General features: G+C 70.8%; 15 protein-coding genes. 1 reads left to right on the forward strand and 14 read right to left on the reverse strand.

The features are described 5' to 3' along the window. Positions 1-775: 775 nt before the first annotated feature. On the forward strand, positions 776-3,919 hold the full coding sequence (gene ileS, locus ABT381_RS28020; protein WP_351599356.1) for an isoleucine--tRNA ligase: 3,144 nt from the start codon (positions 776-778) through the stop codon (positions 3,917-3,919). A gap of 259 nt (positions 3,920-4,178) precedes the next feature. Here the strand turns inward: ileS and ABT381_RS28025 are convergent, their stop codons facing one another. The 14 genes from ABT381_RS28025 to ABT381_RS28090 all read right to left on the reverse strand — a co-directional run. Next, positions 4,179-5,294: a DivIVA domain-containing protein gene (locus tag ABT381_RS28025; RefSeq protein ID WP_351599357.1), complete on the reverse strand. Its 1,116-nt coding sequence runs from the start codon at positions 5,292-5,294 to the stop codon at positions 4,179-4,181. 49 nt (positions 5,295-5,343) lie between these two features. Then, positions 5,344-5,640 carry a YggT family protein gene (locus ABT381_RS28030; protein WP_052865840.1) on the reverse strand — a complete coding sequence of 99 codons (297 nt, stop codon included), beginning with the start codon at positions 5,638-5,640 and terminating at the stop codon, positions 5,344-5,346. Positions 5,641-5,704: 64 nt separating this feature from the next. Next, entirely contained in the window at positions 5,705-6,325 is a 621-nt protein-coding gene (locus tag ABT381_RS28035; RefSeq protein WP_351599358.1) for a cell division protein SepF, read from the reverse strand. Positions 6,326-6,449: 124 nt separating this feature from the next. Next, positions 6,450-7,169 (reverse strand): YggS family pyridoxal phosphate-dependent enzyme, encoded by a 720-nt coding sequence (locus tag ABT381_RS28040; RefSeq protein WP_351599359.1) that lies wholly within the window; start codon positions 7,167-7,169, stop codon positions 6,450-6,452. 3 nt (positions 7,170-7,172) lie between these two features. Further along, positions 7,173-7,922 carry a peptidoglycan editing factor PgeF gene (gene pgeF / locus ABT381_RS28045; RefSeq protein ID WP_467754625.1) on the reverse strand — a complete coding sequence of 250 codons (750 nt, stop codon included), beginning with the start codon at positions 7,920-7,922 and terminating at the stop codon, positions 7,173-7,175. A gap of 13 nt (positions 7,923-7,935) precedes the next feature. Next, positions 7,936-9,159 (reverse strand): cell division protein FtsZ, encoded by a 1,224-nt coding sequence (ftsZ, locus tag ABT381_RS28050; RefSeq protein WP_351599361.1) that lies wholly within the window; start codon positions 9,157-9,159, stop codon positions 7,936-7,938. 275 nt (positions 9,160-9,434) lie between these two features. After that, positions 9,435-10,283 (reverse strand): cell division protein FtsQ/DivIB, encoded by an 849-nt coding sequence (locus ABT381_RS28055; protein WP_467754624.1) that lies wholly within the window; start codon positions 10,281-10,283, stop codon positions 9,435-9,437. 25 nt (positions 10,284-10,308) lie between these two features. Further along, positions 10,309-11,400, reverse strand: a complete 1,092-nt coding sequence (gene murG, locus ABT381_RS28060) for an undecaprenyldiphospho-muramoylpentapeptide beta-N-acetylglucosaminyltransferase (protein ID WP_351599362.1) — start codon at positions 11,398-11,400, stop codon at positions 10,309-10,311. Positions 11,401-11,406: 6 nt separating this feature from the next. Further along, positions 11,407-12,765: a putative lipid II flippase FtsW gene (gene ftsW / locus ABT381_RS28065; protein ID WP_467754623.1), complete on the reverse strand. Its 1,359-nt coding sequence runs from the start codon at positions 12,763-12,765 to the stop codon at positions 11,407-11,409. Between the two features lie 60 nt (positions 12,766-12,825). Further along, a complete protein-coding gene (gene murD / locus ABT381_RS28070) occupies positions 12,826-14,241 on the reverse strand; it encodes a UDP-N-acetylmuramoyl-L-alanine--D-glutamate ligase (RefSeq protein WP_351599363.1) in 1,416 nt (471 codons plus the stop codon). Continuing rightward, positions 14,238-15,302: a phospho-N-acetylmuramoyl-pentapeptide-transferase gene (mraY, locus tag ABT381_RS28075; RefSeq protein WP_351599369.1), complete on the reverse strand. Its 1,065-nt coding sequence runs from the start codon at positions 15,300-15,302 to the stop codon at positions 14,238-14,240. The genes murD and mraY overlap by 4 nt, the downstream gene beginning before the upstream one ends. A 5-nt stretch (positions 15,303-15,307) precedes the next feature. Beyond that, positions 15,308-16,735 (reverse strand): UDP-N-acetylmuramoyl-tripeptide--D-alanyl-D-alanine ligase, encoded by a 1,428-nt coding sequence (locus ABT381_RS28080; RefSeq protein ID WP_351599364.1) that lies wholly within the window; start codon positions 16,733-16,735, stop codon positions 15,308-15,310. A gap of 62 nt (positions 16,736-16,797) precedes the next feature. Further along, positions 16,798-18,513, reverse strand: a complete 1,716-nt coding sequence (locus ABT381_RS28085) for a UDP-N-acetylmuramoyl-L-alanyl-D-glutamate--2,6-diaminopimelate ligase (RefSeq protein WP_467754622.1) — start codon at positions 18,511-18,513, stop codon at positions 16,798-16,800. Then, on the reverse strand, positions 18,510-20,395 hold a 1,886-nt coding region (locus ABT381_RS28090; protein ID WP_351599366.1), incomplete at its 5' end, for a peptidoglycan D,D-transpeptidase FtsI family protein. The genes ABT381_RS28090 and ABT381_RS28085, both read right to left, overlap by 4 nt.

A 20,395-nucleotide genomic window follows, 5' to 3' on the forward strand; every position in this document is an offset into this window, starting at 1 on the left:
GGTGCGCGGCGCGCGCCGCGGCCGCAGCCAGGGCGGGGCCGTTTCCGCGTCCGGGGTCACGGGCCGTCGCCGGCTCCCCGGCCGCGGCTCCGTCCGGCGGCGCGCCCCGTCCGTGCGCCGCCGTGCTGTCGTGCGCGGCGGTCTCTTTCGCCACCATGGCCGCGATCCCTTCACGTATGTGATCTTGCTCGCGAATCGTGACCGGAACGATAAATCGACTCACAGCACGCGGCAACGGGACGCACCGCCCTCCACCGTCCGGTCTCCCCGCACGGGAGCCCGGTCTGCAACCGTTGTGCCCCGCTCTCCGCCCGGTAATCCGACGGCGATCCGGCGGCCCAGCAGGGGCGCGGCGGCCCCTTCGTACGCCTGCCGCGCTCCGTCGCGGTGCGTATCGCCATTCGGGTCAAGCTTCCCGCCGCCGGTACCTCAGTCGGCGCAGCCCGGAAAAGCGGTCGGCCCTCCCGTCCCGCGCCCCGTACACTGGGCGGAGCGAAAGGCGTGGATGGGACGAGTAGCGCCGCACGCAGCCAAGAGCGACCCGGGGACGGTGGGAGCCCGGGGGTGTGCGCGACGTGAAGATCATCCCGGAGCCGCCGGAAGAACGCCCCACGGAGCCGTCAGCGGCTTCCCGGGGCCACTAGACCCGGCATCGCGACCCCAATGAGGGGGCCGAGGAGTTCCTTCTCGGCCAAGGAGGGTGGTACCGCGGGAGCAGCAGCTCTCGTCCCTCCGGTCGGAGCAAGCAAGCGGTGTCCGCCGGAGGAAGCCCCCGATGAGTCCCACACCCCAGTACAACCAGGTGCCCGCGCAGGTGGACCTGCCCGCCCTCGAGCACGCCGTGCTCGACTTCTGGCAGGAACAGAAGGTCTTCGCGCGCACTCTCGAGCAGTCCGAGGGACGCCCGGAGTGGGTGTTCTACGAGGGCCCGCCGACGGCGAACGGCATGCCCGGCGCGCACCACATCGAGGCCCGCGTCTTCAAGGACGTCTTCCCCCGCTTCCGCACGATGCAGGGCTACCACGTCGGCCGCAAGGCCGGCTGGGACTGCCACGGCCTCCCGGTCGAGCTGGCCGTGGAGAAGGAGCTGGGCTTCAACGGCAAGAAGGACATCGAGGCGTACGGCATCGCCGAGTTCAACGCCAAGTGCCGCGAGTCGGTGACCCGGCACACCGACGCCTTCGCCGAGCTCACGACCCGGATGGGCTACTGGGTCGACCTCGACGACGCGTACCGCACGATGAACCCCGACTACATCGAGTCGGTGTGGTGGTCGCTGAAGGAGATCTTCAAGAAGGGCCTGCTGGTCCAGGACCACCGCGTCGCCCCCTGGTGCCCGCGCTGCGGCACCGGCCTCTCGGACCACGAGCTGGCGCAGGGGTACGAGACGGTCGTCGACCCGTCGGTGTACGTCCGCCTGCCGCTGACCTCGGGTCCGCTGGCCGGCGAGGCGGGGCTGCTGATCTGGACGACGACGCCCTGGACGCTGGTGTCCAACACCGCCGTCGCCGCGCACCCCGACGTGACGTACGTCGTCGCCACCGACGGCCAGGAGAAGGTCGTCGTCGCCGAGCAGCTGGTCGAGAAGGCGCTGGGCGAGGGCTGGACGACCACCGGGCAGACCTTCACCGGCCGCGAGATGGAGCGCTGGGCGTACCGGCGCCCGTTCGACCTGGTCGAGCTGGAAGGCGCCAACTTCGTCGTCAACGCCGAGTACGTCACCACCGAGGACGGCACGGGCCTGGTCCACCAGGCGCCCGCCTTCGGTGAGGACGACCTCAAGACCTGCAAGGGCTACGGCCTGCCCGTGGTCAACCCGGTCCGCCCCGACGGCACCTTCGAGGAGGATCTCGCCCTGGTCGGCGGGCAGTTCTTCAAGAAGGCCGACGAGGCGCTGGTCGCCGACCTGGACGCGCGCGGCCTGCTCTTCCGCCACGTCGCGTACGAGCACAGCTACCCGCACTGCTGGCGCTGCCACACGGCGCTGCTGTACTACGCCCAGCCCTCCTGGTACATCCGCACCACGGCCGTCAAGGACGCCCTGCTGCGGGAGAACGAGAACACCAACTGGTACCCGGAGTCCGTCAAGCACGGCCGCTTCGGCGACTGGCTGAACAACAACATCGACTGGGCGCTGTCCCGCAACCGCTACTGGGGCACCCCGCTGCCCATCTGGCGCTGCGCGGAGGACCACCTCACCTGCGTCGGCTCGCTCGCCGAGCTGTCGGAGCTGACCGGCACCGACCAGACCACCCTGGACCCGCACCGCCCCTTCATCGACGACGTCACCTTCGGCTGCACCCACGAGGGCTGCTCGCTCGAGGCCGTGCGCGTCCCCGAGGTCATCGACGCCTGGTACGACTCGGGCTCGATGCCGTTTGCGCAGTGGGGCTACCCCTACCGCAACAAGGACATCTTCGAGAAGCGGTACCCGGCGCAGTTCATCTCCGAGGCCATCGACCAGACGCGTGGGTGGTTCTACACGCTGATGGCGGTCGGCACCCTCGTCTTCGACAAGTCCTCCTACGAGAACGTCGTCTGCCTGGGCCACATCCTGGCCGAGGACGGCCGGAAGATGTCCAAGCACCTGGGCAACATCCTCCAGCCGATCCCGCTCATGGACCAGCACGGCGCGGACGCGGTGCGCTGGTTCATGGCGGCCGGCGGCTCCCCGTGGGCGGCCCGCCGCGTCGGCCACGGCACGATCCAGGAGGTCGTCCGCAAGACGCTCCTGACGTACTGGAACACCGTCGCGTTCCAGGCGCTGTACGCGCGGACGACCGGCTGGGCGCCCACGGACGCCGACCCGGCGCCCGCCGACCGCCCGATCCTGGACCGCTGGCTGCTCGGTGAGCTGAACTCCCTGGTGCAGGGCGTCACCGAGGCGCTGGAGGCGTACGACACCCAGCGCGCCGGCAAGCTGCTCTCCGCCTTCGTCGACGACCTCTCGAACTGGTACGTCCGCCGCTCCCGCCGCCGCTTCTGGCAGGGCGACAAGGCGGCGCTGCGCACGCTCCACGAGGTCATCGAGACGGTCACCCGCCTGATGGCGCCGCTCACCCCGTTCATCACCGAGCGGGTCTGGCAGGACCTGGTCGTCCCGGTCAGCCCGGACGCGCCGGACTCCGTCCACCTCTCCTCCTGGCCGGTGGCCGATGCCTCGGCGATCGACCCGACGCTCTCCGCGCAGATGGTCCTGGTCCGCCGGCTGGTCGAGCTGGGCCGCGCCACGCGTGCCGAGTCCGGCGTGAAGACCCGCCAGCCGCTGTCCCGCGCGCTGGTCGCCGCGGCCGGCTTCGAGACGCTCTCCGACGAGCTGCGCGCCCAGATCACCGAGGAGCTGAACGTCAGCTCTCTGGCGTCGCTCTCCGAGGTCGGCGGCTCCCTGGTCGACACCACCGCCAAGGCCAACTTCCGTGCCCTGGGCAAGCGGTTCGGCAAGGGCGTCCAGGCGGTCGCCAAGGCCGTCGCCAACGCGGACGCGGCGGCGCTGTCGCTGGCGCTGCGCGAGGGCACGGCCTCGGTCGAGGTCGACGGCGAGACGGTCGCCCTGGCTCCGGACGAGGTGATCATCACCGAGACGCCGCGCGAGGGCTGGTCGGTGGCGTCCGACTCCGGCGCCACGGTCGCGCTGGACCTGGAGATCACCCCGGAGCTGCGCCGCGCGGGCCTCGCCCGCGACGCCATCCGCCTCATCCAGGAGGCCCGCAAGAACAGCGGCCTGGACGTCGCGGACCGGATCGCGCTGCGCTGGGAGTCCTCCGACGAGGAGGTCCGCACGGCCCTGGCCGACCACGCGGCCCTGATCGCGGACGAGGTCCTCGCGACGGAGTTCGTCTCCGGCGAGGCGGACGACACCTTCGGCGAGCCGTTCGCGGACGAGCCGCTGTCGCTGACGTTCCGCCTCCGCAAGGTGTAACTCACAGGGGCTGCCACCCGCACACCGTTCCGAGGTCCCCGGTACACCCGTACCGGGGACCTCGGCGTGTCAGGCGCGCCCCGCACGGGGCGCGGGGAACTGCGCGAGCAACCACAACGGCGGTGCAGCCCGCCATCGACCTGACGCCAACGGCGAATGCCGGCCCCCGCCGAAGGCGAAAAGGGCCGGGCCCCCGGGGAGATCCCCGGGGGCCCGGCCCTGATTGCCGACTAGGTGCGACGCAGCAGCGTCAGCCGCGTCAGTTGTCGTCCTCGTCGATGAGGAAGCCACGCATCGGCGACGGAGCCTGCTGCATCTGCTGCTGGCCCTGCGGCCGGACCGGCGCCATCGGCTGGGTCATGGCCGGCGACATCTGCTGCTGGCTGCCGTACGACGGGGCGTTGCTGCCGTTCGAGCCGCCGTGGCCGCCCATGGACTGGTTGCCGCCCATGGTGTGGCTGGAGCCGCCGCCCATGGAGCCGGCACCGGCCGACGCCATCGACGGGGACGCCGGCAGCGAAGCGGCGGCCGGGGTCCGCGGCGGGGCGAGCGACTCGTCGGACTGGTTCTCCAGCTGGCGCAGCTGGCTCTCCAGGTACGACTTCAGTCGCGTGCGGTACTCGCGCTCGAAGCCGCGCAGGTCCTCGACCTTGCGCTCCAGCGTGGCGCGGGCGGACTCCAGGGAGCCCATCGCGACGCGGTGCTTCTCCTGCGCGTCCCGCTCCAGCGCGTCGGCCTTGGCGCGGGCGTCCCGCTCCAGGCCCTCGGCGCGGCTGCGGGCCTCGCCGACGATCTTGTTGGCCTCGGAACGGGCCTCCGCGATCGCCTGGTCGGCGGTCTGCTGCGCCAGCGACAGCACGCGCGCGGCACTGTCACCGCCCGGACCGCCCTGGCCCGGCTGCGGCAGCTGCGGGCCGCCCTGCGGACCACCCATCGGGCCGCCCATGGGACCGCCGGGGCCCATCTGGCCGCCGTGCGGGCCCTGCGGACCGGGGCCGTGGCCACCGGGACCTGCGGGCAGCTGCGGTGCACCGCCGGGCAGCTGGGGCGGGCCACCCATCCCCTGCTGCTGGCCGGGCGGGACCGGCTGCGGACCCGATATGGCGGCGGGCACGGGGGCACCGGGCCGCTGCTGCTGCTGCGGTCCGTCCTGCTCCTGCTGCTTGCGCATCCCCTGTTGCTGCTGCTGGCTCTGGGCGGCAGCCCGGGTGGCAGCGGCCAGTTTGGCGCGCAGGTCCTCGTTCTCCCGGAGCAGACGGGTCAGTTCTGCTTCGACCTCATCGAGGAAGGCATCGACCTCGTCCTCGTCATAGCCTTCTCGGAGGCGGACGGTCGTGAACTGCTTGTTCCGCACGTCCTCGGGGGTCAACGGCATCTCTTCTTCACCTCAACGTAGTCGTCGGCAATCGGCAAGACCGTATCGTTCACAACTTGCTCACGACGTTGCTCACGACGGTGATCAGGATGTAGACGATGATCATCAGTACGAAGAAGGACAGGTCGAGCGCCACGCCCCCGAGACGCAGCGGCGGTATGACACGCCGCAGAAGCTTGAGTGGCGGATCAGTGACAGTGTAAGTGGCCTCAAGTACGACCACCATCGCCTTGCCGGGTTGCCATGAACGGGCGAACTGGAAGACGTAGTCCATCACCAGCCGGAAGATCAACACAATGAGGAAGCAGTACAGCGCGATATAGATCACCTGCAGTGCGATGCCCATCTCGCGCTTCCCTCTCCCCTTGCCTGTGTCGGCCTCACGGCCTCGGTGTGCCCGGTGTTGCGTCTCAGCTCTGGTTGAAGAACCCGCCCTCTGCGATACGGGCCTTGTCCTCCGCCGTGACATCGACGTTAGCAGGAGACAGCAGGAACACCTTCTGTGTCACCCGCTCGATGCTCCCGTGCAAACCGAACACCAACCCGGCCGCAAAGTCGACAAGTCGCTTCGCGTCCGTGTCGTCCATCTCCGTCAGATTCATGATCACCGGAGTGCCCTCACGGAAGTGTTCCCCGATGGTACGGGCTTCGTTGTAGGTCCGGGGGTGCAGCATGGTGATGCGGTAGGGCTCCCGCTCGGACACAACCTTGGGCATGATCACCGGTGCGTTCTTCTCCAGATTCGGACGTTCGGGTGTGATGGACGCCACGGGGGCGATTCGGGCGGGTCGTCCGTTTTCCGTACCCACTGGCGGAGACTCGCGCTGCGCCGGCGGCGATACGACTCGTACCGGTTCGTCCCGTTCGGGGCGTGATTCCGTGGGCGGCTGGTGCTGTTGCCGCCTCTCGGGCTCGGGCTCCGGGTCGAGTTCGGGTTCGAAGTCGTCGTCGGGGTCGAAGCCCCGGCCGTCGTACCCATCGTCCTCCACGAGGCCGAGGTAGACCGCCATCTTGCGCATAGCGCCGGCCATTCTCTGCGTCCTCCGCTCTGTGGTGGATCGGCTCCGTCACCGGTCGCCTTGGATCCACTCGGCCTGCCCGTCTTTTGACGGTAATGACCATATTTTGTGCTGTGGTCCGACTTGCTTCGCGACGTTACCCGAGCCGTGGTCGGACTCCGAGTACCGCAGTGCCCACGCGTACATGTGTCGCACCGGCGGCCACCGCGTCCTCGAGATCCGAACTCATTCCTGCCGACACCATTTTCGCAGCAGGATGACCCGCGCGCAGGCCGGATGCGATTTCCGTCAGCCGGTCGAAAGCCGCCCGCGGCCGGCCCGCGTACTGCCCTGCCAGCGGAGCGACCGTCATCAGGCCGCCCAGCCGCAGCCCTTCGGCCGCCGCCACGGCGTCGGCCAGCGCCGCCACCCCGTCCGGGCCGACGCCGCCGCGGTCGCCGCGCTGACCCGACTCGGCGTCAAGTGCCACCTGGATCAGGCAGTCCAGCTCGCGCCCGGCACGCACGACCTCCTTGGAGAGCGCGGTGACGAGCTTGACCCGGTCCACGGACTGCACGATATCCGCGTAACTGGCCACAGACCGGACCTTATTTGTCTGCAATTGGCCGACGAAATGCCAAGTAAGCGGCAAATCCGAGCAAGCGGCCGCCTTGGGCGCCGCGTCCTGGTCCCGGTTCTCCGCGACGTGCCGGACACCCAATTCCGAAAGGATACGGACATCGCTCGCTGGGTAGGTCTTTGTGACCACAATCAGGGTCACATCACCACGATTACGACCGGCTTTGGCACAAGCATCGGAGATACGATCCTCCACCCGCGCCAGGTTCTCGGCCAGTTCCGTTCTACGGTCCGTCACAGCTCAGCCGTCCAGCCATACATAACTCGCGAGCCGCCCGGTTGTGCGGTCGCGCCGGTACGAGAAATGGTCCGCCGATTCCAGCGTGCAGATGTGGGAATGTTCACGCACCCGCACGCCGCACCGGGCGAGTTGGGCGGCGACACCGGCCGCCACGTCCACCGCGGGCGTCCCCCACCCGGTGGTCGCGTGCGCCTCGGGCACCGCGGCGGCGACCTCGGCGCGCATCGCCTCCGGCACCTCGTAGCAACGCCCGCAGACCGCGGGCCCGGTGTACGCGACGATCCGCTCGGGAGACGCGCCGAGAGCGGTCATCGCCTCGACGGTGGCCGGTACGACCCCCGCGACCAGCCCGGGCCGCCCGGCGTGCGCGGCCCCCGCCACCCCGGCGACCGGGTCGGCGAGCAGGACGGGGGTGCAGTCGGCGGTGAGGACGGCGAGGGCAAGACCCCGACGGGCCGTCACCACCGCGTCGACACAGGGAATCTCGTCGCTGTCCCGCCACGGCCCGTCCACGACCGCCACATCGCGCCCGTGCACCTGGTTCATCCAGACCACATCGGCCGGATCCAGGCCCAGGGCCTTGGCCGCCAGCTCGCGATTGGTCCGTACCGCCTGCGGGTCGTCGCCCACGGCGCCGCCGAGATTGAGCTCGGCATACGGAGCGGCGCTCACCCCGCCCCACCGATCGGTGAAGGCGAAGCGCGCGCCGCTCGCATCGTTCCTCAGCACATTGTGCTGCTGCCCTATCACTGCGGGTCTTCGGCTACTTCAGGAAGTCCGGGACGTCCAGCTCCTCGGCCGCGGTGTCCGTGTACGGACGGGCCGGGGGGACCTGCGGCGCGACCGGGGGCGCCGCCGGGGCCTCGCTGACCGGCGCCGACTCGACCGGAGCCGGCTCCTCGTCGCGCACCGGAACGGAGCCGAGGCCGCCGAAGGCCGGGCGGGGCTCCGGGGGCGCGGCCGGGCGGCTCGCCGGGGCCGCCGGCTCCTCGCGCTTCCCGGAGGAGGAGCTGATGACGTTCTCGCGGCGGGCCGGCGGCTGACCGCCGTCGAAGCCCGCGGCGATGACCGTCACGCGGACCTCGTCGCCCAGCGCGTCGTCGATGACCGCACCGAAGATGATGTTGGCTTCCGGATGGGCCGCCTCGCTGACCAGCTGCGCCGCCTCGTTGATCTCGAAGAGACCGAGGTCGGAGCCGCCGGAGATGGACAGCAGCACACCGCGGGCGCCGTCGATGGACGCCTCCAGAAGCGGCGAGGAGATGGCCATTTCGGCGGCCGCCACCGCGCGGTCGTCGCCGCGTGCGGAGCCGATGCCCATGAGGGCCGAGCCGGCCTCGGACATCACGGACTTCACGTCGGCGAAGTCGAGGTTGATCAGACCCGGGGTGGTGATCAGGTCGGTGATGCCCTGGACACCGGAGAGCAGCACCTGGTCGGCGGACTTGAAGGCATCAAGAACGCTCACCTGGCGGTCCGAGATGGACAGCAGTCGGTCGTTGGGGATCACGATGAGCGTGTCGACTTCTTCGCGCAGCTGCGCGATGCCGTCCTCGGCCTGGTTGGCGCGGCGGCGGCCCTCGAAGGTGAACGGCCGGGTGACCACACCGATCGTCAGGGCGCCGAGCGAGCGCGCGATGTTGGCGACCACGGGCGCGCCGCCCGTGCCGGTGCCGCCGCCCTCGCCCGCGGTCACGAAGACCATGTCGGCCCCCTTGAGGACCTCCTCGATCTCCTCGCGGTGGTCTTCGGCCGCCTTGCGGCCCACGTCCGGGTTTGCGCCGGCGCCGAGGCCACGCGTCATCTCACGGCCGACGTCGAGCTTGACGTCGGCGTCGCTCATCAGCAACGCCTGCGCATCGGTGTTGATCGCGATGAACTCGACGCCCTTGAGCCCGACCTCGATCATCCGGTTGATGGCGTTCACGCCACCGCCGCCGATGCCGACGACCTTGATGACTGCGAGGTAGTTCTGCGGTGCTGCCACGTCGAAGGCCTCTCGCCTCGAGTTACGTGTCGGTGCCTCACATGTGCTGTGGACAACGACTGATGCCGATGGGACGGTCCGTAATGCCGACCCGAACCCTAACGTTGAAGTTTAGGGTTACCAGTGCCTGTGTTCTCTGGGTTCTTTGGAACGAGACACTAAGTCGACAAGCGGCGCACGTTCAACGAACACGCCGAACCTCCCGTTTTTCTTTTCACCCTATGTGATCACCCGTAGTGGTAGCCATCCAGGGTGCTGGCCTGCGCGTACGTACGTCAACTCCCGGACGCGGCGGGCGCACTGGGGACGCTCACGTCGAAGTGGCGCGCATCACGCGCCGCTTTCAGCAGCGCGCGGAGTACCTTGGCCTTTTCCGTGCCGTGTTCCTCGCTGCCCCACTCGACCCGGCGTCCGCCGGTCAGCTCCAGGGTGATGGAGTCGTACGAACGTACGCGGATGACGCGCACGTCCTTGCCGACCGTATCGGGAAGCGCGGTGGCGACCTTCACCGCCGCGCGGTTCAGAGCAGGGATACCGAAACGGCGCAGGCTCGGCGAATCGGCCGCGTCCATTTCCAGCCGGGGTACATCGCGCGGCGCGATACCGACGGTGGCGAAGCGCACGCCCCGGTCGTCCACTTCACGGAACTTTGCGCCCTTTTGGACGACCAGGACGGGCTGCCGCTCCGTCACGTTCAGGGAGATGGTGTCCGGCCACGAGCGCTCCACTTCGACCGACTTGATGCGGCGGAGGCGGTCGGCCAGCCGTGCGGCGATACCGTCGGTGTCCACGGACGCGAGCGGCGCCCCCACCGGGACGCCGGCCGCGGCCTCGACCTCACGCGCCGTCAGAACGTCGGTACCGTGCACCGTCACGTGCTCGGCGCGCAGCCAGTCCGAGCCGTACAGCGCCCAGGTACCGAAGCCGACCAGCAGCGCTATGAGGACCGCCGCGGCGACGAGCGTGCGGCGGCGCGGGCGCCCGGGGCCGCGCTCCCCGGCCCACGGCGGCAGCAGCCGCCGCAGCCCGGAGCCACGCGGCTCCTCCGGCTCCCCGGAGTCGGCGGGAGAGTCGGCCGGTACGCGGTGCTGCTCGCCCCGTCGGGCGATACTCGGTCCGGCCACTTTCCCTCTCCTTGCCCCGGCCGCCTCAGCTCCGGCGGGAGGCGATCGCTTCGTACACCATGCCGACGAGCAGTTCGTCGGCGTCTCTGCGGCCGAACTCGGCGGCCGCGCGGGACATCTCGTACAGCCGGTGCGGGTCCGAGAGGACCGGCAGGACGTTGCCCTGCACCCACTCGGGGGACAGCTGCGCGTCGTCGACCAGCAGGCCGCCGCCGGCGTTGACCAGCGGCTGGGCGTTCAGCCGCTGCTCGCCGTTGCCGATGGGCAGCGGGACGTACGCGGCGGGCAGCCCGACAGCGGACAGCTCGGCCACGGTCATCGCGCCCGCGCGGCAGAGCATCATGTCGGCCGCGGCGTACGCGAGGTCCATCCGGTCCACGTACGGTACCGGGACGTAAGGCGGCATCCCGGGCATGTTGTCGACCTGCGGCAGTTCGTTCTTCGGGCCGACCGCGTGCAGCACCTGGATGCCGGCGCGCTGGAAGGCGGGCACGGCGGCCTGGATGACCTCGTTGAGCCGGCGCGCGCCCTGCGAGCCGCCGGAGACCAGCAGCGTGGGGAGGTTCGGGTCCAGGCCGAAGGCGGCGCGCGCCTCGGGACGGGCCGCCGCGCGGTCCAGGGTCGCGATCGTGCGGCGCAGCGGGATGCCGACGTAACGGGCGTCGCGCAGCTTGCTGTCGGGGGTGCTGACGGCGACGAACTTGGCGTACCGCGAGCCGATCTTGTTGGCCAGCCCCGGCCGGGCGTTGGCCTCGTGCACCACGATCGGCACGCCGAGCCGCTTGGCGGCCAGGTAGCCGGGCAGCGCGACATACCCGCCGAAGCCGACGACGCAGTCCGCCTTCGTGCGCTCCAGGATCTGCTCCGCGGCCTTGATCGTGCCGCGCAGCCGCCCGGGGACGGTGATCAGCTCGGGCGTGGGCTTGCGCGGCAGCGGAACGGCCGGGATCAGCCCCAGTTCATAGCCGCGCTCCGGTACCAGCCGGGTCTCCAGTCCGCGCTCCGTGCCCAGTGCCGTGATCCCCACGGTCGGGTCCTGCCTGCGCAGGGCGTCCGCGAGGGCGAGCGCGGGCTCGATGTGGCCGGCGGTCCCCCCACCGGCGAGTACGACATGCACCGAAATTCACCGCTCTCCGGACGGCAGCTTCTTGACGCGCCGTCTCATCGTCTTCCGTCTCACCCCAGCCGGCATTCTCGCGAATACCGACTGCCGCATGGCCAGCGCCGCCCGCGCCGCGGGCTCGTCACGCGCGAAGGCGATCAGGAGTCCGACGGCGAACATCATCGGCAGCAGGGCGGAGCCTCCGTAGGAGAACAGCGGGAGCGGGACACCGGCGATCGGCAGCAGGCCGAGCACCGCACCGATGTTGACCACGGCCTGGGCCGTGATCCAGGTGGTCACGCCACCCGCTGCGTACCGTACGAAGGGATCCTCCGTGCGTCCGGCCACGCGGATACCCGCATAGCCTAGAGCCGCGAACAGGGCGAGTACCGACAGCGTCCCCGCCAGTCCCAGTTCCTCCCCGGTGATGGCGAAGATGAAGTCGGTGTGCGGCTCAGGGAGTTCACCCCATTTTTCCATACTCGCGCCGAGACCGGATCCGAAGAATCCGCCGGACGCCAGAGCGTATATCCCGTGCACGGCCTGCCAGCACTGGTCGCCCGGTCCCGGGTCGGTCGCGCCGATGCACGCGAGCCGGGACATCCGGTTGGCGCTCGTCTTGATGAGCAGCGCGCCGATGACGCCGGCCGCGGCCAGCACCCCGACGAACAGCCGGGTGGGCGCCCCCGCCAGCCACAGCAGTCCGAAAAGGATGGCCGTGAGAATGATCGCGGTGCCCATGTCGCCGCCGAGCATGATGAGCCCGAGCAGCAGGAAAGCGGCCGGAATCAGCGGCACCAGCAGGTGCTTCCACTGCGTCAGCAGCCGCCGCTCCTGCTTGCGCGCGAGCAGGTCGGCGCCCCACAGGACCAGCGCCAGCTTGCCGAACTCGCTGGGCTGCAGCTGGAAGGGCCCGCCGAGCGAGATCCAGTTCTGGTTGCCGTTGACCGCGACGCCTATCCCCGGCACCTGGACCAGGCACATCAGGAAGACCGAGCCGGCGATCAGCGGGTACGCCAGGGCCCGGTGCGCCCGGACGGGCAGCTTGGTGGCCAGCACCATCAGCCCGCCGCCGAGCGCCGCGGCGAGCAGCTGCTTGCGGAAGAAGTACGTGGGGGACAGCCCGGACTGCAGCGCCTTGATCTGCGAGGCGGAGTAGACCATGACCAGCCCGAGGACCATGATCAGCAGGCTGCCGCCCAGGACGAGGTAGTACGCCGTCAGCGGCCGGTCCCAGGCCCGCTTCGCCCGGTGGTACAGGCGCCGCGGGCCCGTGGGGTCCCCGGGCCGCGGCATCCGGGGGCCCGGTGGCGTCCGCCGCACCGGGCGCAGCGGACGCGGTGGGCTCGGCGGTGCCTCCTTCGCCGGTCGGGCCGTCATCCTCGTCCCCTCCACAGATGCGCTGCGCCGCACGTCCACGACGCGGGCGGGGACGTACGGTTACTGGTCCCGCGCGGCCAGCTCGCGGACCGCGTCGGCGAAGGCGTCGCCCCGCTTGTTGTAATTCAGGTACATGTCCATCGAGGCGCAGGCCGGTGCCAACAGGACCGTATCGCCCGGCCGGGCGAGCTTCCCGGCTTCCCGTACCGCCTCGGACATCGCCCCAGTGTCGGTCCGGTCGAGGTCGACGACCGGCACATCCGGGGCGTGTCGCGCGAGCGCTTCGCGGATCAGCGCGCGGTCCCGGCCGATGAGGACGGCGCCGCGCAGCCGGGCCGCCGACTTCTGTACCAGCTCGTCGAAGGTGGCGCCCTTGGCGAGCCCGCCGGCGATCCAGACGATGTGCTCGTACGCGGCCAACGACGCTTCGGTGGCGTGGGTGTTGGTGGCCTTGGAGTCGTCCACGTAGGACACTCCGGCGACGTCCGCGACGTGCTGGATGCGGTGTGCGTCCGGGTGGAAGGCGCGCAGGCCGTCGCGTACGGAAGCGGGCTGCACTCCGAACGCGCGCGCGAGCGCCGCCGCCGCGAGGGCGTTGGCGATGTTGTGCGGGGCCGGCGGGTTCACATCTGCGACCTCGGCCAGCTCCTGGGCCTGCTTCTGCCGGTTCTCGACGAACGCGCGGTCGACGAGGATGCCCTCGACGACGCCCACCTGGCCGGGTCCCGGCGTCCCGAGGGTGAAGCCGATGGCCCGGCAGCCCTCCTCGACATCGGCCTCCCGCACCAGGTCCTCGGTGGCCTTGTCGGCCACGTTGTAGACGCAGGCGACCGTGTTGCCCTCGTACACGCGGCCCTTGTCGGCGGCGTACGCCTCCATGGAGCCGTGCCAGTCGAGGTGGTCGGGGGCGAGGTTCAGGACGGTCGCGGAGTGCGCCCGTACCGAGGGCGCCCAGTGCAGCTGGTAGCTGGAGAGCTCCACCGCGAGGACGTCGTACTCGCCGGAGAGCACCACGTCGATGATCGGCGTCCCGATGTTGCCGACGGCGGCGGTGCGCAGCCCCTCGGCGGCCAGGATCGACGCCAGCATCTGCGTGGTGGTCGTCTTGCCGTTCGTACCGGTGATGGCGAGCCAGGGCGCCGCGTCGGGGCCGCGGAGCCGCCAGGCGACCTCCACGTCCCCGATGACGTCCACGCCCGCCTCGGCGGCGGCCGCGAAGAGCGGGCTGGAGGGCTTCCAGCCCGGCGAGGTGACGACGAGGTCTGTGCCCTCGGGCAGCGTCTCGCCGTCGCCGAGGCGTACGGCGATGCCGGACTTCTCCAGCTCCGCCGCGGTCGCCCGCTGCTTCTCGCCGTCGCCGCCGTCCACGACGGTGACGTGGGCGCCGAGCCCGGCCAGGGCGCGTGCGGCGCTGATGCCGCTCACGCCCAGGCCGGCGACGGTGATGCGCTGCCCGGCGAAGTCCTGGCCGGTCACTTGGCGGCCTGCCAGCCGCCGTAGAAGATGCCGAGGCCGACGATCACGCACATGCCCTGGATGATCCAGAACCGGACCACCACAAGGACTTCCGACCACCCCTTCAATTCGAAGTGGTGCTGGAGTGGCGCCATCCGGAAGACCCGCTTGCCGGTGAGCCGGAAGGAGCCGACCTGGATGACCACCGACATGGTGATCAGCACGAAGAGGCCGCCGAGGATGGCCAGCAGCAGCTCCGTGCGGGAGCAGATCGCCAGGCCCGCGAGCGCGCCGCCGAGGGCGAGCGAGCCGGTGTCCCCCATGAAGATCTTGGCGGGCGAGGTGTTCCACCACAGGAAGCCGAAGCAGGCACCCATCAGCGCGGAGGCCACGACCGCGAGGTCGAGCGGGTCACGCACTTCGTAGCAGCCGGGGCCCGCGGTGAGCTGGTTGGCGCAGGACTCCTGGTACTGCCAGATGCCGATGAAGGTGTACGCGCCGAAGACCATCACCGAGGCGCCGGTGGCCAGGCCGTCGAGGCCGTCGGTGAGGTTCACGCCGTTGGACATCGCCAGGATCATGAACAGCGCCCAGATCACGAAGATCACCGGGCCGATCTGCCAGCCGAAGTCCTGGGTGAAGGAGAGCCGGTCCGAGGCCGGGGTCTGCCCGCGCAGGTCCGCGAACTGCAGGGACAGCACGGCGAAGGCGATGCCGACGATCAGCTGGCCGGCCATCTTCGCCTTGGCCCGCAGGCCCAGCGAACGCTGCTTGACGATCTTGATGTAGTCGTCGAGGAAGCCGACCAGCCCCATGCCGGCCATCAGGAACAGCACCAGCACACCGGAGAAGGTGGGCTGGGCGCTCGTGATCACCTTGGTCAGCGCGTACGCGATGATCGTGGCCAGGATGAACGCGATGCCGCCCATGGTGGGCGTACCGCGCTTGCTGTGGTGGTCCCGCGGTCCGTCGTCGCGGATGAACTGCCCGTAGCCTTTTTTGGCCAGCAGCTTGATCAGCAGCGGAGTGCCGATCAGGGTCAGGAAGAGCCCGATCATTCCGGAGAAGAGGATCTGCTTCATCGTGTTCATCGGGTGGCGGCCCCGCCCTGCGCACCGTTGCCTGCCGCATCGTCCAGCAATGCGGCCGCGACCCGCTCCAGCCCCTCCGACCTGGACGCCTTCACCAGCACCACGTCTCCCGGCTGCAGTTCACTGCGCAGCAGGTCGACCGCCGCCCGTGCGTCGGACACGTGCACCGACTCCTCACCCCACGAACCCTCGTTATAAGCGCCCATTTGCAGCCAGGCGGCTTCCCGCCCCCCTACTGCCACGAGCTTGCTGACGTTGAGCCGGACGGCGAGCCGCCCGACCGCGTCGTGCTCGGCGAGCGCGTCCTCGCCGAGCTCGGCCATCTGACCGAGCACCGCCCACGTACGCCGCCCCTTGCCCATCGACACGAGTGCGCGCAGCGCAGCCCGCATGGACTCGGGGTTCGCGTTGTAGGCGTCGTTGACGACCGTCACGCCGTCCGCGCGCTCGGTGACCTCCATGCGCCAGCGGGAGAGCGTGCCTGCCTCGGAGAGCGCGGACGCGATCTCGTCTGCGGGCATGCCCGACTCGTGGGCGACGGCGGCCGCGGCGAGCGCGTTCGACACGTGGTGCTCACCGTACAGCCGCAGGATCACGGCGCTGCACCCGGAGGGTGTGTGAAGCGTGAAGGCGGGGCGGCCGTCGTCGGTGAGCCGGACGTCCTCGGCACGCACGTCGGCGTCCGCGGACTCGCCGAAGAAGACCGTACGGGCCTTGGTGCGCGACGCCATCGCGCGTACGTACGAGTCGTCGGCGTTGAGGATCGCGATGCCGCCCTCGCTCGCGTCGGGCAGCGACTCGACCAGCTCGCCCTTGGCCTCGGCGATCTTCTCGCGGCCGCCGAACTCGCCGATGTGGGCGCTGCCGACGTTCAGGACGAGCCCGATGCGGGGCGGGGTCAGCTGAGTGAGGTAGCGGATGTGGCCGACGCCGCGCGCGCCCATCTCCAGGACGAGGTGGCGGGTGCCGGGCTCGGCCCGCAGCGCGGTCAGCGGCAGGCCGATCTCGTTGTTGAGGTTGCCCTCGGGCCACACCGTCGGGCCGCTGCGCTGCAGCAGCTGCGCGATGAGGTCCTTGGTGCTGGTCTTGCCCGCCGACCCGGTGAGCGCGACGACGTCCGCGCCGGTGCGCCGGACGACCTCGCGGGCCAGCGCCCCGAGCGCGGCCACGACGTCGTCGACCACGATCGCGGGCACGCCGACGGGGCGGGCGGCCAGTACGGCCGCCGCGCCGGACTCCACGGCCATGGCCGCGAATTCGTGTCCGTCGACCCGCTCACCGGCGAACGCGGCGAACAGCGCGCCGTCGGTCACGGCCCGCGAGTCGATCACGACGGGGCCGGTGACCAGGACCGAGCCGTCCGGTATGTCGTGCGGCCGCCCGCCGACGATGTCCGCGATCTCGGCGAGGGACAGGGAGATCACAGGTCACCTCCGGCCGGGGACTGGAGCTGCCGAGATGGGGGTTGTGCGCGCATGGCGGTGTGTCATCCCTGGTGATCGTGCTGCTGCTGCAACTTCAGTGAGCTCTCGATGGCCTCGCGCAGCACCTGGCGGTCGTCGAAGGGGCGAACCACTCCGGCGATGTCCTGGCCCTGCTCGTGGCCCTTGCCGGCGACGATGACAGTGTCGCCGGGCTCCGCGCGGGCGACCGCGGCGGCGATGGCGGCGGCCCGGTCCTCCTCGACCAGTACCGTGCCGCGCTCGTGGGACGGCACGTCGGCGGCGCCCGCGAGCATGGTGGCGAGGATCGCGAGCGGATCCTCGGAACGTGGGTTGTCGCTGGTGAGCACCGCGGTGTCGGCGAGCCGGGCGATCGCGGCGCCCATCGGCATGCGCTTGGTGCGGTCCCGGTCGCCGCCGCAGCCCAGTACGGCGTGCAGCTTGCCCTCGGTGACCTTGCGCAGCGCGCGCAGGACCGATTCGACAGCGTCCGTCTTGTGCGCGTAGTCGACCACCGCGAGGTAGTCCTGGCCCGCGTCCACCCGCTCCAGGCGGCCGGGGACGCCGGGCACGGCGGCCACACCGTCGGCGGCGGTCTGCGGGTCGACGCCGGCCACCACGAGTGCCGTGATGGCGGCGAGCGCGTTGGCGACGTTGAAGGGGCCGGCGATCGGCGACGCGGCGCGCACGGTCACGCCGTCCGGGCCGTGCACGGTGAACGTCGAGCCCAGCGTGCCGACCTCGACGTCGGCGGCGCGCCAGTGGGCGTCCGGGTGGCCCTCGGCGGAGAACGAGGTGACCGGCACCTCGGACTCGCCCTCGATGAGCCGGCGGCCGTACTCGTCGTCGAAGTTCACCACGGCGGCCCGCGACCGGGCCTTGGTGAACAGCTGCGCCTTGGCCTGGAAGTAGTCCTCCATGCCCGTGTGGAACTCCATGTGTTCCGGGCTGAGGTTGTTGAAGACCGCCACGTCGAAGACGCAGCCGTCGACCCGGCCCAGTACCAGGGCGTGGCTGGAGACCTCCATGGCGACCGACCGGACGTCGCGCTCGCGCATCACCGCGAAGAGCGCCTGCAGGTCGGTGGCTTCGGGCGTGGTCCGCTCCGACTTCAGCCGCACGTCGCCGATCCGGGACTCGACGGTACCGATCAGACCGGTAAGCCCCCCGCCCGCCTTCTCGGCGGCGGCGCGCAGGCCGCCGTCGATGAGGTACGCGGTCGTGGTCTTGCCCGACGTGCCCGTGATGCCGATCTGCAGCAGCTCCGCGCCCGGGTCGCCGTAGATCGTCACCGCCAGCGCGCCCATCCGGGCCCGCGGGTTGTCGACCGTGAGGACCGGCAGGCCCGTCGCGGCGGCCCGTTCGGTGCCCCCGGGGTCGGTCAGGATCGCGGCGGCGCCCAGCTCGACGGCCTGCGCGGCGAAGTCGGCGCCGTGGAAGCGGGCGCCGGGCAGCGCGGCGTAGATGTCACCGGGGCGTACCGCGCGGGAGTCGTGCGTGATGCCGGTGACCGCGGCCTCCGCCGCCGGCACGGCCGTGCCCAGCTGGTGCGCCAGGTCCGCCAGCGGGATGGGCCGGACGTGCTCGGGGCGGGGCGGGCCGGGGTGTTTGCCGGGGCCGTCCTGCTGGGCATTGGGGGACTGATCAGCATGTGACACGGCGGTGAGCGTACCGGGCCCATGGGCCTCGGGGCGAAGCGAGGGACGCGGCCGCGAGTGGTTCCCCGCATCCGGAGTGATGGTCATCACGAATCGCCTCATTCGCCCGGCTTGAAGCTGACGGGCAGCCGCGGCGCCTCGGCACCGGTCGGCGGCACCTGGAGCGATTTCAGCGCGAACTGCATGACCTGCTTGTAGATCGGCCCGCAGACCTGGCCGCCGAAGTAGCTTCCGCTGGTCGGATTCTGTACGGCGCAGTAGACGGTGATGCGGGGCTTGTCGGCGGGTGCGAAGCCCGCGAAGGAGGCCGTGTAGCCGTGGTAGCGGCCGGTCTTGGGATCCACCCGGTTGGACGTGCCGGTCTTGCCGCCGACCCGGTAGCCGGGGATCTTCGCGGCGGTGCCGGTGCCCTCCTGGTCGTCGACCACGGATTCGAGCATCCTGGCGAGCGTCTTCGCGGTCTTCGGGCTCACCACGCGGGTCTTCTTCGGCTTCGGCGCGGCGGCGTACCGGCCGTCCGGGCCCTTGGTACCGCGGACGAGCGTGGGCGCGATCCGCTCGCCGCCGTTGGCGATGGTGGAGTACACCGAGGCGGCCTGCACGGCGTTGAGCGAGAGGCCCTGCCCGAAGGGGATCGTGTACTGCTGCGAGGTGCTCCAGTCCCCCGGCGCGGCCAGAATGCCCGGGGTCTCGCCCGGGAAGCCCAGCCCGGTCGGCTGCCCGATGCCGAACTTGCGCAGGTACGAGTAGAGCACCTGGTTCGCCTCGCGCTGGGTCTTGCCCAGCTGTTCGACCGACAGGATGGTGCCGATGTTGCTGGACTTGGCGAGCACGCCGTTCAGCGTCAGGTGCCAGGTGGGGTGGTCGATGTCGTCGGCGAAGAGCCGGTCGCCGCGGTGCAGCCGGTTCGGGACGGTGACGTGCGTGGACGGCGTCGCGGCGCCCTCCTCCAGCACGGCCGCCAGCGACATCAGCTTGCTGGTCGAACCTGGCTCGAAAGCGTCGCTCAGCGCGGCGTTGCCGAGCGCGTCGGCGTCGGAGCGGGTGATGTCGTTCGGGTCGAAGGCGGGGGCGTTGGCCAGCGCCAGGATCTCGCCGGTCTTCGTGTCCTGGACGACGACGTAGCCCCGGTCCGCCTTCGACTTCTCGACCTGCTTGGTGATGGCCTCCTGCGCCGCCCACTGGATGTCCCGGTCGAGGGTCAGCTCGACGTCCGTACCGGGCACGGCGGGGTGCTCCTGGGTATCGGCGGTGGGCACCCGGCGGCCCCCGGACTGCGCGTAGACGAGCTTGCCGTCCTTGCCCGCGAGCTTCTTGTCCAGGCTCGCTTCGAGGCCGCCGGCGCCCTTGCCCTCGGAGTTCATGAACCCGAGCACTCCGGAGGCCAGCTCCTTGTTCGGGTACACCCGCTTGCTGTGCTCGTCGGCGAAGATGCCGAGCAGGACGTTGGGCCGCGGGTGGCTCTTGGGCGCGGCCTGCGCCTTGGCGTCCAGCGCGTTGCGCAGGTCCTTGATCTGCTTCCAGACCTGGGGGCTCTGGCGGCGCGAGAGCAGGACGTAACGGGAGCGGGGCTTGGCGAGCTTTTCGGCCAGTTCTTTCTGCTTCTCGCCGAGGATCGGCGCGAGCAGCGCGGCCGCCTTCTGGGGCGCGTCGTCGATCTTGATCTTGCCGGGCGCCAGCAGGCTGGGGTCGGCGGTGATGTCGTACGCGTCCACGGTGGTGGCCAGGTCCACGCCGTCCCGGTCGGTGATCGCGCCGCGCTCGGCGGCAAGCGTGACCGGTACGTACCGGTTCACGTTGGCCTTGGCCGCGTACGCGTCGGCGTTCACCGCCTGCACCTGGAACAGCCGCACCGCGAAGACCAGCATGACCAGCGTCAGCGCGACCGCCACCAGGCGGAGCCGCGGGCGGGGGCTGCCGAGGCGGATGGGGGCGGGCGCGGCGGTACGGGGGCGGGGCGGCCGGGGCGGGCCGCCGGGGCGCT

Origin of the sequence: Streptomyces sp. NPDC000151 (assembly GCF_040301705.1) — a bacterium.
Lineage (GTDB): Bacteria > Actinomycetota > Actinomycetes > Streptomycetales > Streptomycetaceae > Streptomyces.